Origin of the sequence: Bacillus sp. FSL M8-0071, assembly GCF_037975455.1 — a bacterium.
Lineage (GTDB): Bacteria > Bacillota > Bacilli > Bacillales > Bacillaceae > Bacillus > Bacillus subtilis.
The window spans coordinates 1,105,299-1,120,817 of the sequence record NZ_CP150256.1; the positions used below are offsets into that span (position 1 = coordinate 1,105,299).

The window sequence follows — 15,519 nt, forward strand, 5'->3', positions numbered from 1 at the left end:
GTCATCCTCCTTTTGTAAACATCGTATCAGAAAGAGACAAGGCTTGAGTGATTTTTATCGCCAGAAATGCAGATACAGCCGCTTTTATCAAATCACCAGGCACATATGCAAGGCTCATGAAGGCGGCCTGTGACAAATCAATATGCATGATAAAAGCTTGTACCGGTATACCAAGCAGATAAATAAAGATGATGCCGAATACGATATGAGTGAAAAAGAGACGCGATACTGTCACCTTCCGCAGCCTGTTAGCGGCTAAACTGATCAGCCATGAAGCGAGGGGATAAGCAATCAAAAAGCCTGCGCTCGGTCCGAAAAACACACCAAAACCGCCTCGTCCGCCGGGCAACAGCGGCGCTCCGAAGGCGACGAGCAGCAAAAAGACAAGCTGGCTTAAGAAAGCAGACTTTGGCCTGAGGATGCTGCCTGCCAACATGACACCAAGCGTTTGCAATGTAATCGGAACGGGTGTAAAGGATAAGAAGAGAGGGGGCATAAAGCCGAGCACTGCCATCAGCGCGGTGAAAATCGCAATATGCATCATGTCGATTAATTTCAGCATGTGAAATCCTCCAAAAAGTAATCAAATATGGTTATACAATAAATGCAGGCAATTATTATGTCAACTGATTTTTAATTTAAGTTTACATAATGAACGCAAAAAAACCGGCCGTATGGCAGACCGGTTTTTGATGGTTATTCTTCTGTCAGGATGACAAGCGAATCAACGGAAGCGGCCACATGGGAAACGGCGCGGCTGACTTCCTGAAGCCCTCCAAGAAAGGCTTGCAGATCGACGTCGATTTTGCCTGATTGCTCTTTGCTGATTTTCATGCTGTGGACGATTTCATCGAATAAGCGGTTAATTTGCGTCATTTTTTCTTTACTTTCGCTGACTAGCTCATTCACGTCTTTGATATGCTTGGATACAATGTTGATTTGTGTATTCGTATTGTTCACAAGCTCAGAAACAGTAGAGACGGTTTTTTTCGTATCCTCAGAAAGCTTCCGCACTTCATTTGCCACGACAGCAAAGCCTTTGCCGTGTTCTCCGGCGCGGGCGGATTCAATAGATGCATTGAGCGAGAGAAGGTTTGTTTGTTCAGCTATGCCTGTGACGATGCCGAAGATTTTTTCAATTTGCTGCGCGATTTCATCCAGCTTGACCATTTCTTTTTCGATTTGGACAAGGCTTGTGTCAATTTTGTTCATCTGTTTTTGCTGGACTTCTAGCTCTTTTTTTCCGCCGATCGACTTTTCTTCAACAGTGCTGGATGTTACAGTGCCGGCTTTGGATGCTTGAGAAATGCCTTCAGATTTGTCCACAAGCTCTTGAACTGATCTGCTTGTTTCTGAAAACAGATTGGCAATCGATCCAGAGGTTTCTTGAATTTTCTGATGAAGAAGGTTTTTCTTTTCTTCTTGTTCATCACGGGTCTGGTTGTACTCGCTTTGAAACGCTTCAAGGACAAGCTGCTGTTCTAAGTTCAAGATTTTTGTTGTTGCTTTAATGGCTTTTAGCAGTTCTTGCTGATTTGTAATGGACGCTTCATAAATGTCAATCATTGACAAAAGAAGCTCTTGAAACGCACCCATATACCATTTTGGCAAAAGGCCGATTCTTAAATGGATGGAGGCGATTCGGTTACGCTTTTCAATAAATTCATCATCGATAACGCCTGCAAACATTTCCTGAATATGCCGTTTTAACGTTTGTTTTAAGCGGTCAACTGAGCTGTGATCATTAATGATATCCATCAATGAGCTTTCATGGTCAAGGTTTTTATAAAACGCATCAACGATATTTACGATATTTTCTTGAATGAGTGGCTGAAGCTGCTCTAACACGTAAAGCTCAGCATCTCCCAACCTGACCATTTTGAGCTGTTTTTTGACATCTGCATGTTTGTTTGTGAGCTGAATGCGGTTTTTTTGCTGTCCGTTTGAATCTGAAAAGTAAGCTGTTTCTTGTTTTCTGTCTTTTTTAAATAACAATACAATGATCCCCCTTGGGAAAAATATAATTTTTACTTTTTGGCTTTTTAAGCCTTTTTCTTTTTTATCGGCCAAGAGAAACATGAATGAAGCTGCAGATGAAAAATATTTGAAAAACCGTTCATTAAAATGAACGGTTTAATCGAGATCTATTTGTTTTAATGGTTTAATGGCCGGACCATCTACAACTTCGCCAGATGGCTTAAAGCGTGATCCGTGGCACGGACAATCCCACGTATGCTCACTGTCGTTCCACTCGACCTCGCAGCCTAAATGGGTACAAGTCGTATCAACGAGATGGAGGCAGCCTGTCTCATCCCGAAATGCTCCCGCTCGCCTGCCGTTTATGGTGACGGCTTTCCCTTCTCCTGGCGAAATGTCTTCAAATTGGACATCAGGCTTTTCAAGCTTTCCTTTAATCAAATGCTTGGCGACATCGGCATTGTAGGAAATCACTTTCTGCAACCCGGGATTCAGATGGAAACGGGACGGAGTGAAAATGCTTTCGTATGGATTGTCTTTTTTCTCCACAAGGTCTGACAATAGAGTGGCTGCGACTGCTGAGGACGTCATGCCCCATTTTTTGAACCCGGTCGCTACTAGAATATTGTCCTCATTTTCCGACATCGGCCCGATAAACGGGATTTTGTCGATCGTCACTAGATCTTGTGTGGACCAATAATATGGAATGCTTTCGATGCCGATGGTGCTTTCGGCCAGTTGTCTCAGTGTTTCATAATGTGTAGACATGGCTTTTCCCTGGCCTGTTTTATGGCTTACTCCGCTGAAGAGAATCAGCTTTTCACCGTTTACAACCGTATAGCGGAGCGCCACTGACGGCTGATCGATACTCAAATACATGCCCTCGGGATACTCGATCTTCGGCTTGATGGCAAGGACATAAGATCTGTCGGAGTACATTCTCGCAGCATATAATCCGCCTCCGTCATAAAAAGGGAAGTGGGAACAGCATATGATAAAGCGGCTCTTAATGGCGTGCCGGCTTTTTGTTACCACTTCGGGCCTTTCGCCTTTTTTGATATCAAGCGCAACGGTCTCTTCATAAATTCGGCCGCCTTTTTGAACAATTTGCTCCAGAAGCGCTTTTAAGTATTGAAGCGGATGAAATTGAGCTTGATTCTTCATGACAAGCGCCAGCTTAGAACCTAAGGGAATTGGAAGATCCTTGATAAGGTCTCTTTCAATTCCGAGCTTTGTGTATGCCTCATGCTCGGTGCGGATTTTTTGAACAGCGTTTTCATTTGCCGTATAAAGATATGCGTCTTGCTCGATCCATTCACAATCAATTTGATGTTCATCCACAATGCCTTTTATGTAATCAATTGCGTTTTGGTTTGCTTCATAATAAAGCCTCGCATGGTTTAATCCGAAATGGCGGATAAATTCGTCGTATATCATGTCATGCTGTGCGGTAACTTTAGCAGTTGTATGCGCAGTGGTTCCGTTAAGAACCTGATTTGCTTCAATCAAAACGACACGGAAGCCTCTCTTCGTAAGTTCATATGCCGTTGTGATTCCCGTAATCCCGCCTCCGATAATGGTGACGTCACATTCAGTGTCCTCTTGAAGCGCAGGAAAAGAAGGCAGGTCAGTTGATGTTTTCCAGTATGTTTCAGGTGCTTCCTTTGCAAAATGTTGATTAGCCAAGCCGTTATACCTCCAATCAGATTTATTCTTAATTTTTCCATATTCTATCTTTTCATACATAGGAAGCAGGCATTGTTCATAACATAATAAGGTTGAAAAGGAGTGATTTCATTGGCGAATCAAAAAAAGAAAACATTACCGCCTCAGCACCAGAACCAGCAGCCTGGTTTTGAATATCTGATGGACCCGCGTCCGGTTTTTGATAAGCCGAAGAAAGCGAAAAAATTAGAGGGCAAAACCGCTATTATTACTGGAGGAGACAGCGGGATTGGACGCGCTGTCTCGGTGTTATTCGCAAAAGAAGGAGCTAATGTGGTCATTGTGTATTTGAATGAACATCAGGACGCCGAGGAAACAAAGCAGTATGTAGAAAAGGAAGGGGTAAAATGCCTGCTGATTGCAGGAGATGTTGGGGATGAAGCGTTTTGCAATGATGTGGTCGGGCAGGCAAGCCAAGTGTTTCCATCCATTGATATATTGGTTAACAATGCAGCTGAGCAGCATGTCCAGCCCAGCATTGAAAAAATCACCAGCCACCAGCTGATCAGAACCTTCCAAACAAACATTTTTTCCATGTTTTACTTAACAAAGGCAGTGCTGCCTCATTTAAAAAAAGGGAGCTCTATTATTAATACCGCTTCAATTACCGCCTATAAAGGCAATAAAACGCTGATCGATTATTCAGCGACAAAAGGCGCGATCGTTACGTTTACAAGGTCCCTTTCCCAGTCGCTTGTTCAGCAGGGCATACGGGTCAATGCAGTGGCACCGGGTCCCATTTGGACACCGCTTATCCCGGCCAGCTTTGCCGCAAAAGACGTGGAAGTGTTTGGTTCAGACGTGCCGATGGAACGCCCGGGACAGCCGGTCGAAGTGGCGCCAAGCTATCTATACCTTGCCAGCGACGATTCCACATACGTCACAGGGCAGACGATTCACGTCAATGGCGGAACAATTGTGAACGGATAATAAAAAGCCAATCCTTGAAGGATTGGCTTATTCGCTCTGCTTGAGCGCTGCATATTCTTTAGAGAGCGTAAGAAACGCATCTTTATCTTTTTCGTCCAAGGCTTTGTTAATTTGGTCCGTCAGCATGGCAAGCCGACGGTTATACAAGGATTCATCGAGCACCATTTGAATGTAAATATCCGTCATTGTGACATCGAATTCTTTTGTTTTTTGCGTGTTGCGGGACTTCATGAGCTCAGTGTACGATTTTTTCTCTTTCATAAAGAATCCCCCCAATGCCTTTTTTATAGTATATGGATAACGGTCGAAAAAATCAATAAATTTTTATAATTTTTAGACAACTAATACTTGGCAATCTATCGACATATCCTGCAAAATGCCGTAAACCGGCAAGTCTTATGAAAGTAAAATCGGTTTATTACTAGTCATTTAGTACCATTAAATATCATTAAAAGATGATTTTATCTTAAATGTTAAAAAAACCTGTCGTTTTACAAAAACAGATGATAGATTATTAGTATAAATTTTGCAGAAAAAGGATGGAGGCCATAATATGAGTCAGAAAACAGACGCACCTTTAGAATCGTATGAAGTGAACGGCGCAACAATTGCCGTGCTGCCAGAAGAAATAGACGGCAAAATCTGTTCCAGAATTATTGAAAAAGATTGCGTGTTTTATGTAAACATGAAGCCACTGCAAATTGTCGACAGAAGCTGCCGATTTTTTGGATCAAGCTATGCGGGAAGAAAAGCAGGAACTTATGAAGTGACAAAAATTTCACACAAGCCGCCGATCATGGTGGACCCTTCGAACCAAATCTTTTTATTCCCTACACTTTCTTCGACAAGACCCCAATGCGGCTGGATTTCCCATGTGCATGTAAAAGAATTCAAAGCGACTGAATTTGACGATACGGAAGTGACGTTTTCAAATGGGAAAACGATGGAGCTGCCGATCTCTTATAATTCGTTCGAGAACCAGGTATACCGAACAGCGTGGCTCAGAACCAAATTCCAAGACAGAATCGACCACCGCGTGCCGAAAAGACAGGAATTTATGCTGTACCCGAAAGAAGAGCGGACGAAGATGATTTATGATTTTATTTTGCGTGAGCTCGGGGAACGGTATTAGAAAAATAGGAAGGAGCTGACCGAACAGGGCAGCTCCTTTCATAAAGCTATGCCGTCGGAATTCCTCCGGTGATGCCATATACCTGAGATGTCACATAGCTTGAATTCTCTGAAGCTAGAAATACATAAACATCGGCCAATTCCACTGGCTGCCCAGCGCGATTTAATGGAGCTGGCGGCGTGCCTTGTCCGAATTTCGGGATGTTTTCCGTCGGCTGTCCGCCGGAAATTTGCAGCGGTGTCCAAATTGGTTCGGGCGCAACTGAATTTACTCTGATGCCTTTGGAAGCAAGCTGTTTTCCCAGTCCGACGGTAAAGCCGATAATGGCGTTTTTCGTTGCTGCGTAATCTAACAGCATCGGGCTTGGATTGTAGCCTTCAACTGAGGTAGTTGTAATAATTGAAGCTCCCTCCGGCAAATACGGAAGCGCCGCTTTTACAACCCAGTAAAGGGAAAAGACGTTCACTTCAAATGTTTTATAGATTTGTTCAGTAGGCAGATCTTCGATGTTTTCGACTGCTTGCTGTTTGCCTGCAACGAGCGCCAGTACATCCAGTCCTCCGAGCTCCTGCTGCGCCTGTTTGACCAGATCTTGGCAAAAGGATTCGTCGCTCAAGTCTCCGGGGATCAGCACTGCTTTTCGGCCTTCTGCTTCAATCAGCTCTTTTACCTCTTCAGCATCTGGCTGTTCCTCGGGCAAGTAGTTAATAGCCACATCGGCACCTTCTCTGGCGTAAGCAATTGCGGCAGCGCGGCCGATACCGGAATCGCCGCCCGTGACAAGCGCTTTTCGACCCGTTAGTTTACCTGATCCTTTGTAGCTTTTTTCTCCGCAATCAGGGACAGGCTTCATGTTCTTTTGCAGGCCTGGCGGTTCTTGATATTGTTCGGGAAATTCATCATGAAAAAATGCTTTTATAGGATTCGTAAGATTTGAATCAGACATCAGCAACGCTCCTTTTCTGTTTGGTGTACATTCGTATGTGTACCCCTGAGCATAAGCAGAAAAACATGTTTTGGCAGTTTGAATAGTGAAGGAAAAAGAAAACAAGAAAAAACAAAGCCTTCTTCCATATTTATCTTGTCAAATAAGACTATATGAATTATGATAAATTCGAGCTATAAATCAACTAAATATTGGGTGTTGGGAGAGTGAATCGTCATGAAAAAAGCGGCGGCGGTTTTGCTGTCACTCGGTCTCGTTTTCGGTTTTTCATACGGAGCTGGCCATGTGGCGGAAGCCAAAACAAAGGTGAAGGTCTATAAGAACTGCAAGGAGCTAAACAAAGTATACAAAGGCGGAGTGGCCCGCACATCGAAGGTGAAAAACAAAGGCGGAAAAACGAAGTACAAGCCTTACGTTTCTAAGGCGCTTTACGATGCCAATAAAAACAAAGACCGCGATAAAGATCTTATCGCCTGTGAACGGTAAATAAGAAAAAGCAATCTGGTGTCCAGATTGCTTTTTTTATGCTTAGGCCGCCTGATCGGCCGCAGCACTTTTCGCCTTCCTTGTCATAAGGCTGACTGCCATCATGACCGTGATATTCAAAAGCAGGGCGACGATTCCTACATTCAAGTCTTTTGCGGCTTGCGGCAGAGCCGGAAATAAAGTGCCGATCGTCGTTTCCGTCATTGTAATATAAGTAACTGCTCCGACACCTGCAATAATGCCGGCGAAGGCTCCTTGCTTTGTTACCATATTATGCTTGAACAGGCTGAACAAAAGGGCGGGGAATAGCTGTGTGACAAGGCTGTAGCCCATCAAAAGCAGCGTAACGATGGTATTCCCGCCTTTGAAGGTAAAATACACCGAAATCAGCGCAATCACCGGCACTAAAAACTTAGCAAGAGCCGATACCTGTTGTTCTGTCGTGCGGGGCGCGATTACCTTGTACACATTTTTTGCAAACAGCGTGGAGGCGGACATTAAGATCATAGACCCTGGCACAAGTGCTGTCAGCAGTCCGGCAGCACCGATAATTCCGACAAACCAAGGGTCAAATGCTTGCAGGGACAGTCTCAAAAGCGATAGATCCCCGTCTGCGCCTTTCAGATCTGGAACTTGCAGGATAGCCGCAAAGCCAACGAAAAGGACGAAGAGTAGGACCAGCTGGTACAAAGGCATGATGATGGCGTTTTTACGAAAGACTTTTGGGTTTTCGGCTGAATACGAAGCGGAAAACGTGTGAGGCCACATGTAAAAACCAAGCGCTGTCAAGAGTACGGTTGAACTGAACCATGCCGCACTTTGTCCCGATTCGGGGAGCGTAAGAAAGCCAGGCTTTGCCGTTTCAATCTGCTGAAACATGTCTTGAAATCCGCCGTAGTAATGAATTGGCAAATACACACCTAAAAACAGAACGACAACCAGAATCATGATGTCCTTCACAACCGATATCCAGGCAGACCCGTGAATGCCTGAAACCATAACATAAACCGTGATGGAAACAGCGCCGATCCAGATGGCAGCGGTCGGGGTGATTTTGCCGTACGAGGTTTCCGATACAATCAGCCCGAGGCCTTTCAGCTGCAGTACAAGATAGGGAATGAGTGCGGCGATGCCGACCAGTGAAACGAGAATGCCAAGCAGCGGACTGTTGTATTTTTTTGTGAAAAAATCAGACTGCGACATCAGTTTATGCTGTTTCGCGTACGTCCAAACTGCTGGAAGAAGCCAGTAAGAAAGGATGTAGGCCAGACATCCGTAGGCGATGATATAAAAGGCTGGACCGCCTTTTCCGTAGGCCCAGCCGCTGCCGCCGAGAAACGTAAAAGTAGTATAAATTTCGCCTGCCATCAAAAGGAAGACGAAAACAGTTCCGAAGCCGCGCCCTCCGACCGTCCACTGCTCCAGGTTCATGTCTTTTCCTTTTTGGGCGCGTATACCGAGAAAAATACTCAAGAGCAGGACACCGAAGATGATGATGAGAGCTGCATTCATTCTGTTTCCTCCTTTTTATTTTCCTTGTCGAGGACATACACAATCGCCATCAGCGCAGAGGTCAAAAGAGCCCACATCACAATATAGGCAAGAATAAACGGCATGCCGAACACATAGGGGGTCACCTTATTTGCAAAAGGGATGCCGAGTAAGATTCCGATAAAGGGCAAAGCGGCAAGAACGTGAATCAGTTTCATAGAATCCTCCTTCTATTTAGGATTGGGGTGTACAAGCCTAAGCGTACTGAAAATGATGTCGCAGATATGGCAGAACATGTCACTTTTTAGGGTGAAAGGCTGTGGTTCGAATTATAAATAAATTTATTTTGTTTGTATAGTGTGAATTGTCTGAAATTAATGATCTGAATCGCCCGAAGAGGGAACGGGCAGTATGATTCAAAAGGCTCGGAGTCTGTCCGGGGCAAATAGATAGTATGTTAATAATTCGCTGACCTGCTCACGGATTCGCGGATTAAAATAGCGGTGGTTTTCTTCATAACCGTCGATGACAAATGTATAGAGTGTAAAGGCCTCATCGCGTTCCGTCTCGCGGATTGCAATTTTTCTTTTCCTCAGTTCTTTTCTGACCTCCATCAAATCCTTTTGTGCTATTTTTAATGATTCGCTGATAAGCTGTTTATAAGGATGCTTCAATTTTAATGTGCTTTCTTCAATTCCGGCGAGATCACGGTTAAAAATCGTAATGGCCATAGGCAAAAAGAGAGCCCGTTCAATTAAATCGTATATTTCCTCCTGCAGATTTGGCATGTTGACTCCTTCTTTCTAAGGGAACGTTTGTTCTATTTGTATTCTATATCGGCTGGTGAAATGTTTCAAGACAGAAAAAATCACCAAAACTTTTTAGTTTTCTGCTGATAATGTGTAGAATAAGGATAGACAAACCCGGTAAGGAGTATAAATGTTGGAGCATTTTTTATCCTATTTGACACAAGAACATTTAACTGAATTATTTCAAAGCTATAGGGCTTTCGGTCCGCTCATTGCTGTGCTGCTGCCTTTAATTGAAGCATTTCTCCCGTTTTTGCCGCTGATCGTGTTTGTGGTGGCGAATACGAACTCGTTTGGCTTGTGGGAAGGATTCATCCTGTCCTGGGCGGGATCAACTGCTGGTTCCATTCTCGTATTTTTGATTGTCCGTCAATACGGACAGAGAAAATTGCTTGGATTTATCCGCAGTCATCCGTCTGTCAGAAAGCTGATGTTATGGGTGGAAAGACACGGCTTCGGTCCCATGTTTCTTCTGCTTTGTTTTCCATTTACACCGTCAGCCGCGGTGAATGTTGTTGCCGGTTTGTCAAGGATCGGAACGCGGCCGTTTATTTTGGCGGCAGCCTCGGGGAAGCTTGTCATGATTTTTATGATCAGCTTCATCGGATATGATCTGCACGCGCTGATTACACAGCCGATTCGAACGGTCATCGCCGTATTGGTGATCACTGTCTTATGGTATGTCGGCAAAAAGGTGGAGCGGTATCTGCATGTAAGAGCCAGTCAGCGTGAGCATGATGGAGGGAGACAGTAACATGAAAAAACGGTTTTGGTTTCTTGCCGGTGTAGTGTCCGTTGTTCTCGCCATTCAGGTTAAAAATGCTGTCTTTATTGATTACAAGGTAGAAGGCGTCAGTATGAACCCGACCTTCCAGGAAGGAAACGAATTGTTGGTCAATAAATTTTCGCATCGATTTAAAACCATCCATCGTTTTGACATCGTCCTTTTTAAAGGTCCTGATCATAAAGTGCTGATTAAACGGGTAATCGGCTTGCCCGGTGAAACGATCAAATATAAAGATGATCAGCTGTATGTGAACGGAAAGCAGGTTGCTGAGCCATTTTTGAAGCATTTGAAATCTGTTTCTGCCGGCAGCCATGTAACGGGTGATTTTTCTTTGAAAGATGTGACGGGAACAAGCAAGGTGCCGAAAGGAAAATATTTTGTCGTTGGAGATAATCGCATATACAGCTTCGACAGCCGGCATTTTGGTCCGATAAGAGAAAAAAATATTGTCGGTGTGATTTCTGATGCCGAATAAAAAGACGCTAATTGAAGAGGCGTCTTTTTGTATGCCGTTTGGAAAAATGTGTTGAAGAAAAATTTGTAAGGAGCTATAATCAAAATTGTTACCTATGTAACAAAATTTATATATTTTTTTGATTAGAGGGCCGTTTTTATTGGTTTTTGTTCGTTTTTCATGAAACAAAAGGAGTGGTGAATGATGATGAAATATGAAACAGTGATTATAGGAGGAGGGCCGGTTGGATTTATGCTGGCTTCTGAGCTTGCGATGGCCGGAGTGGGAACTTGTGTGATTGAACGGCTTGAAAAACCTGTTCCGCATTCCAAGGCGTTGACGCTGCATCCCCGAACGCTGGAGCTTCTTGAGATGAGAGGGATTTTAGAGCGGTTCGTATCCAAGGAAAGCAAGATACCTTCCGGACATTTTTCAATGCTGGATACCCGTCTGGATTTTTCAGGCTTGGATACGAGCTGTCCTTACACGCTTTTGCTCCCGCAGTCAAAAACAGAAAAGCTTCTTGAAGATCATGCACGAAGCCTGGGAACAGAGGTGTTTCGGGGTGCCGAGGCGCTGGCGGTTACGCAAAACGGGGAAGCGGTCCAAACAATTTTTAAGGATCGGGACGGCAGTGTACGGACGATCACAAGCAAGTTTGCCGTTGGGGCAGATGGCGCCGGGAGTACCGTCCGGAAACAGGCGAAAATTGAGTTTCCGGGAACAGACAGCACTGTCACCGCTGCGCTTGGGGATGTGGCGCTCCTTTCTCCGCCGGCGTCAGGCGTGCTGTCCCTTTGCACAAAAGAGGGCGGTGTTATGATTGTTCCGTTATCTTCAGACCGATATCGTGTCGTTGTGATCAGCCCTTATCGCACGCAAACGCCGAAAGATGTGCCTGTGACTGAGGAAGAGCTGAAAGCTGACCTCCTGCGAATTTGCGGAACTGACTTTGGTTTAAGCGACCCTTCGTGGATGTCGCGGTTCGGGAACGCCGCGCGCCAAGCGAAACGGTATCGGGACGGCAGAATCTTTCTTGCGGGTGATGCCGCGCATATTCATTTTCCGGCGGGCGGGCAAGGACTGAATGTCGGCCTTCAGGATGCGATGAACCTTGGGTGGAAGCTGGCGGCGGCCATCAAAGGCTCTGCGCCTTCATGGCTTTTGGACAGCTACCATGACGAGCGGCACCCGGCAGCTGAAGGGCTCCTGAGAAACACGGAGGCACAGACAAAGCTGATCGATTTCACTCAAGCAGGCCTCCATTTGCGAAGCATGATGTCGGAGCTGCTGGCCTTCCCTGATGTGAATCGATATGTAGCGGGGCAAATTTCTGCGCTCGATGTCAGATATGAAGCTGATCGTACCATGCCGCCGAATCGTTTGAACGGGGCAAGGCTCCCTGACATGGAACTGATTCTTTCCGACGGCAATTCGGAACGGCTGTACAGCTTTCTCCAAAACGGGACATTCGTTTTGCTGTCATTGAGGCAGGAAGCTGATGATCATATCGAAGTGAAAGGCTTACGTACGGTAACCGCCTCGCTTGCAGAACCGAATGAAAAGTTGCGGGATGTGCATACCATATTGATTCGTCCCGATGGACATGTAGCCTGGGCGGTGGATGCATCAGCGCCCGATTGTGCCGAGGTGATTCAAAAAGGGATCAGCCGCTGGTTTTCCGTCACCAGCCGAGTATAATTCAATTCGATTGTTTCATCTGTAACAAAACGGTATTATAGAAGAAACAATCGAATGAAAAAGGATGGAAAACCCGATGAACACAGATCATACGACACGCAATCTTTTTGAATTGTATGCGGAGCTCATTCATCAGCAGGAGAAATGGGAGGGGCTTATTAAAGCCTTTTTATCTGACGAATTGAGGAAGCTGGATGTAGAGCACGGGAGTAAATCTCAATTGACGATGACAGAAATTCATGTTCTATCTTGTGTCGGGGACAATGAACCAATTAATGTCACGTCGATAGCAGAAAAAATGAATACGACAAAAGCGACTGTATCACGCATCAGCACAAAATTGCTCGGCGCAGGCTTCCTTCACAGAACACAGCTCAGCGATAATAAAAAGGAGGTCTACTTCCGATTGACGCCTGCTGGAAAAAAGCTGCACAGTTTGCACAAATATTATCATCAGAAGGCTGAACAGCGTTTTCTGTCATTTTTTGACCGCTATACCGAGGAAGAGATTCTTTTTGCGGAACGGCTGTTTCGGGATCTGGTGACAAAATGGTATCCGTCGTCAGAAGAAATTGAAGGGGGGCTTCCGAGCATTTTTAAATAAAAAAAACACGCACTGCGGTGCGTGTTTTTCGCGTTTCTTCCTTCTTTTTCAAGGCTGTAACGTAAATCAGTTTTCCTCTTGAAGAGATGTTCAGGAGTTTGCACTCCATTTACGATATGTCTATTAGTATCTTTATTTTATACGTTTTTACTGTGTTTTTGATGCTTTGTTTTCAAGTGAAATAGGGTCTTCTGTTTTAGTTCTTCTAATCTTTACAGAAATACCTACTAGAATGACCGCCATAGTTGTAAATATTCCCATGGTTAATAAGATCGTATCCTGATTTAAACTCCATCCAATTAAGAAAGAGATGATCGCTCCTCCGAAACTTGCCGAGGCAATAAATAAACTTGTAACTTCGTCAACGTACTTCTGAATAATGATTGATGCTAGTGTTAAAGCAATGGGAAATATGCCCGCTATACTTAGGCCAATCAAAAATGTACCGCCCAATTGAAGTATTGGGTTACTTATATAAGAGAAAGCAATCAACAAAACAATTAAACAACTACAGCTAAAAAGGAGGTATTTAGAAAAATCAAGCCTTCTACTTACTAAACCAATCAATATTCTTCCTATGATGATCCCTACCCAGAAAAAGGAGACACTTATAAGACTAATTTGTTCATTGTCTTGGTTTATCATGATTGAAGGTAAAAAGTTGGCAAAATTTGTTTCGATTCCAGCATATAGGAAAGCAAAAAATACAAAAAAGCCTAATTGCTTTGATTTTTTTCTATCTCCTATAAAGTATTGAAATGCTCCTCCGTCTGGAAAGGTCACTTGTTGGTTGGCATTCTTAGCGTACTTTCGGTTCTTGGACAAGAAAATTAACCACCCTACGAATAGGACGAATAAAAAGGTGAATATACAGTAATACGGTAAAAACCAGTTATTGATATCTATGAAGGAATTAATTAATAATGGGAAAGATAAAGCGCCTAATCCAAAGAGAACTTCCAGCTTACTCATTTTTTCTGCATTACTTTCGAAATTAGCAATAACAAATGAACCAACTGTCGTTTCTAATGTGCCTGCCCCATATCCTAAGAGAAAAGCCATTACAACAATATAATACCAATCCTTGGTTAGAAAAAAGATACTTAACGCTACAAGCATTATTGTCAAAGCTAAAGTAAGTGTCCTAAAATGACTGTATTTCTTAATCATTAAAGGTGCGATTAATACTCCGCTTAGAAATCCGGTAAACTGAAAAAAGATTATGACCGAAATATCATCTGTTGTCTTGTTAAAAGCCTCTAATAGAAATGGCGTCAAACTCCCTGTTGATATATGGATAATACCTACTGTAAAAAAGAAAGCATATCCAAATAAATATGTCCCTCTTAACATTCATTACACCCCTATATGAAAAAGCAGGAAAGTAAATTCCTGCTTTTTTAGTAACTTCTCTCTTTGAAATACTAGTTGACTGCTGAAACAGACATTGGTTGAGAGTTGCTGTCTTTCTCAAAGAACATTTCTAATACTTCCTGAGATCTAAAACCATCACTAAAAGAAGGGATCTCAACCCAATCATTCTGAGTTGATGCAATCCAATTGATTAACTCGCTTCTAAAAGAATCAGCCCATCCATAAAACTCGTTTGGCGGATCGTTTAATAGGCTTTGCGGTACTGGGCAGTCTACCACGTTCAAGCCATCTATGAGCTTGTAAACGTGAGGATTACCTGTGTGGTATTTAAACTCTTTTTTGTGTCCAACTACCTCAATGCTAAAACCACAGTCTTCAGGTACAGAACATTTTGATGTGATGATATTTACAAATACCTTGTTCTTCAGCTGGCCATAAATTTCTGCATAGTCATCTACGAGTACCTGTTTATCCTCTTTTGTTTTTACATTTGTGTTCATTTTTGCCCTTACTGATTCTGTGATGAAATCACTCTCAAACAAATACCATACCATGTCAATAAGGTGAATACCCAGATCCCCCAATGATCCACTCGTCTTCTTACTGTTAGCGTCATCTCTCCAAGTAAACTTCTTACGCCTAAGTGCACTATTTTTCTTGAAGTGTACTTTTATGGACAGTATGTTACCTAATTCATTATTGATAATTAAGCTTTTTAAGATATTTACGTAAGATAAATATCTATAATTAAATCCCATACTAGCTCTTACGCTCAACCTTTCAGCGGTATCTTTCATTATGCTTGCTTCTTCAAGAGAAATAGCCATAGGCTTTTCACACAAAACATGCTTATGTTTTCCTAATGCTTGCAAAGCATGTTCTTTATGGCAAAAGTTTGGTGATGCTACAATTAAACCTTCTGAGGCATCAATTAGTTCATCTGCGTTTTCAAATGACTTCCCGCCGAAAGTTTTCACAAAGCTTTCCGCATTTTGTTGATTTATGTCATATACCCCTACTAACTCTGCATTTTTTATTGTAGATAAAGCAGTTGCATGCGCTCTTGCAATACCACCTGCACCTATGATGCCAATCTTCTTCAT

At 43.4% G+C, this 15,519-nt stretch carries 17 protein-coding genes; 7 read left to right on the forward strand and 10 right to left on the reverse strand.

Going from position 1 to position 15,519, the window contains the following annotated elements:
- Position 1: 1 nt before the first annotated feature.
- The 3 genes from MKX71_RS05665 to MKX71_RS05675 all read right to left on the reverse strand — a co-directional run bounded on the left by MKX71_RS05665 (position 2) and on the right by MKX71_RS05675 (position 3,663).
- The gene (locus MKX71_RS05665) at positions 2-562 is read right to left on the reverse strand and encodes a biotin transporter BioY (RefSeq protein WP_019712351.1); all 561 of its coding nucleotides are present in this window, start codon (positions 560-562) and stop codon (positions 2-4) included.
- A 134-nt stretch (positions 563-696) separates the two neighbouring features.
- Complete coding sequence (hemAT, locus tag MKX71_RS05670; RefSeq protein WP_003245216.1) at positions 697-1,995, reverse strand: heme-based aerotactic transducer HemAT; 1,299 nt, start codon at positions 1,993-1,995, stop codon at positions 697-699.
- Between the two features lie 138 nt (positions 1,996-2,133).
- Entirely contained in the window at positions 2,134-3,663 is a 1,530-nt protein-coding gene (locus tag MKX71_RS05675) for an FAD-dependent oxidoreductase (RefSeq protein ID WP_317680021.1), read from the reverse strand.
- Between the two features lie 111 nt (positions 3,664-3,774).
- On the opposite strand from MKX71_RS05675, the gene MKX71_RS05680 reads away from it, so the two are divergent.
- Positions 3,775-4,632 carry an SDR family oxidoreductase gene (locus MKX71_RS05680; protein ID WP_003245662.1) on the forward strand — a complete coding sequence of 286 codons (858 nt, stop codon included), beginning with the start codon at positions 3,775-3,777 and terminating at the stop codon, positions 4,630-4,632.
- A 27-nt stretch (positions 4,633-4,659) separates the two neighbouring features.
- On the opposite strand, the gene MKX71_RS05685 is transcribed toward MKX71_RS05680, so the two are convergent.
- Positions 4,660-4,893: an IDEAL domain-containing protein gene (locus tag MKX71_RS05685; protein WP_003233142.1), complete on the reverse strand. Its 234-nt coding sequence runs from the start codon at positions 4,891-4,893 to the stop codon at positions 4,660-4,662.
- 292 nt (positions 4,894-5,185) lie between these two features.
- Here MKX71_RS05685 and comK point away from each other — a divergent pair, with 292 nt between their 5' ends.
- A complete protein-coding gene (comK, locus tag MKX71_RS05690) occupies positions 5,186-5,764 on the forward strand; it encodes a competence transcription factor ComK (protein WP_029317573.1) in 579 nt (192 codons plus the stop codon).
- Between the two features lie 46 nt (positions 5,765-5,810).
- On the opposite strand, the gene MKX71_RS05695 is transcribed toward comK, so the two are convergent.
- A complete protein-coding gene (locus MKX71_RS05695; RefSeq protein ID WP_339231837.1) occupies positions 5,811-6,710 on the reverse strand; it encodes an SDR family oxidoreductase in 900 nt (299 codons plus the stop codon).
- 216 nt (positions 6,711-6,926) lie between these two features.
- On the opposite strand from MKX71_RS05695, the gene MKX71_RS05700 reads away from it, so the two are divergent.
- Positions 6,927-7,196 carry an excalibur calcium-binding domain-containing protein gene (locus tag MKX71_RS05700; RefSeq protein ID WP_003233136.1) on the forward strand — a complete coding sequence of 90 codons (270 nt, stop codon included), beginning with the start codon at positions 6,927-6,929 and terminating at the stop codon, positions 7,194-7,196.
- Between the two features lie 42 nt (positions 7,197-7,238).
- Here the strand turns inward: MKX71_RS05700 and MKX71_RS05705 are convergent, their stop codons facing one another.
- The 3 genes from MKX71_RS05705 to MKX71_RS05715 form a co-directional block, all read right to left on the reverse strand.
- Complete coding sequence (locus tag MKX71_RS05705; protein WP_106073785.1) at positions 7,239-8,708, reverse strand: sodium:solute symporter; 1,470 nt, start codon at positions 8,706-8,708, stop codon at positions 7,239-7,241.
- Positions 8,705-8,905: a DUF3311 domain-containing protein gene (locus MKX71_RS05710; RefSeq protein ID WP_015252421.1), complete on the reverse strand. Its 201-nt coding sequence runs from the start codon at positions 8,903-8,905 to the stop codon at positions 8,705-8,707. Before MKX71_RS05710 ends, MKX71_RS05705 begins: the two co-directional genes overlap by 4 nt.
- Before the next feature lie 198 nt (positions 8,906-9,103).
- Positions 9,104-9,475 carry a hypothetical protein gene (locus tag MKX71_RS05715; protein ID WP_014476361.1) on the reverse strand — a complete coding sequence of 124 codons (372 nt, stop codon included), beginning with the start codon at positions 9,473-9,475 and terminating at the stop codon, positions 9,104-9,106.
- A gap of 151 nt (positions 9,476-9,626) precedes the next feature.
- Here MKX71_RS05715 and MKX71_RS05720 point away from each other — a divergent pair, with 151 nt between their 5' ends.
- From MKX71_RS05720 to MKX71_RS05735, 4 genes are all read left to right on the forward strand, one after another.
- Entirely contained in the window at positions 9,627-10,250 is a 624-nt protein-coding gene (locus MKX71_RS05720; protein ID WP_010886465.1) for a VTT domain-containing protein, read from the forward strand.
- A 1-nt stretch (position 10,251) separates the two neighbouring features.
- On the forward strand, positions 10,252-10,758 hold the full coding sequence (lepB, locus tag MKX71_RS05725) for a signal peptidase I (protein ID WP_003233128.1): 507 nt from the start codon (positions 10,252-10,254) through the stop codon (positions 10,756-10,758).
- Positions 10,759-10,938: 180 nt separating this feature from the next.
- Complete coding sequence (locus MKX71_RS05730) at positions 10,939-12,438, forward strand: monooxygenase (RefSeq protein ID WP_015252420.1); 1,500 nt, start codon at positions 10,939-10,941, stop codon at positions 12,436-12,438.
- Positions 12,439-12,514: 76 nt separating this feature from the next.
- On the forward strand, positions 12,515-13,042 hold the full coding sequence (locus tag MKX71_RS05735; protein ID WP_042977771.1) for a MarR family transcriptional regulator: 528 nt from the start codon (positions 12,515-12,517) through the stop codon (positions 13,040-13,042).
- 147 nt (positions 13,043-13,189) lie between these two features.
- Here the strand turns inward: MKX71_RS05735 and glcP are convergent, their stop codons facing one another.
- A complete protein-coding gene (gene glcP, locus MKX71_RS05740; RefSeq protein WP_015252418.1) occupies positions 13,190-14,395 on the reverse strand; it encodes a glucose/mannose transporter GlcP in 1,206 nt (401 codons plus the stop codon).
- A gap of 71 nt (positions 14,396-14,466) precedes the next feature.
- Positions 14,467-15,519, reverse strand: coding sequence for a glucose-6-phosphate 3-dehydrogenase NdtC (gene ntdC, locus MKX71_RS05745; RefSeq protein WP_015383282.1), 1,053 nt, complete (start codon positions 15,517-15,519; stop codon positions 14,467-14,469).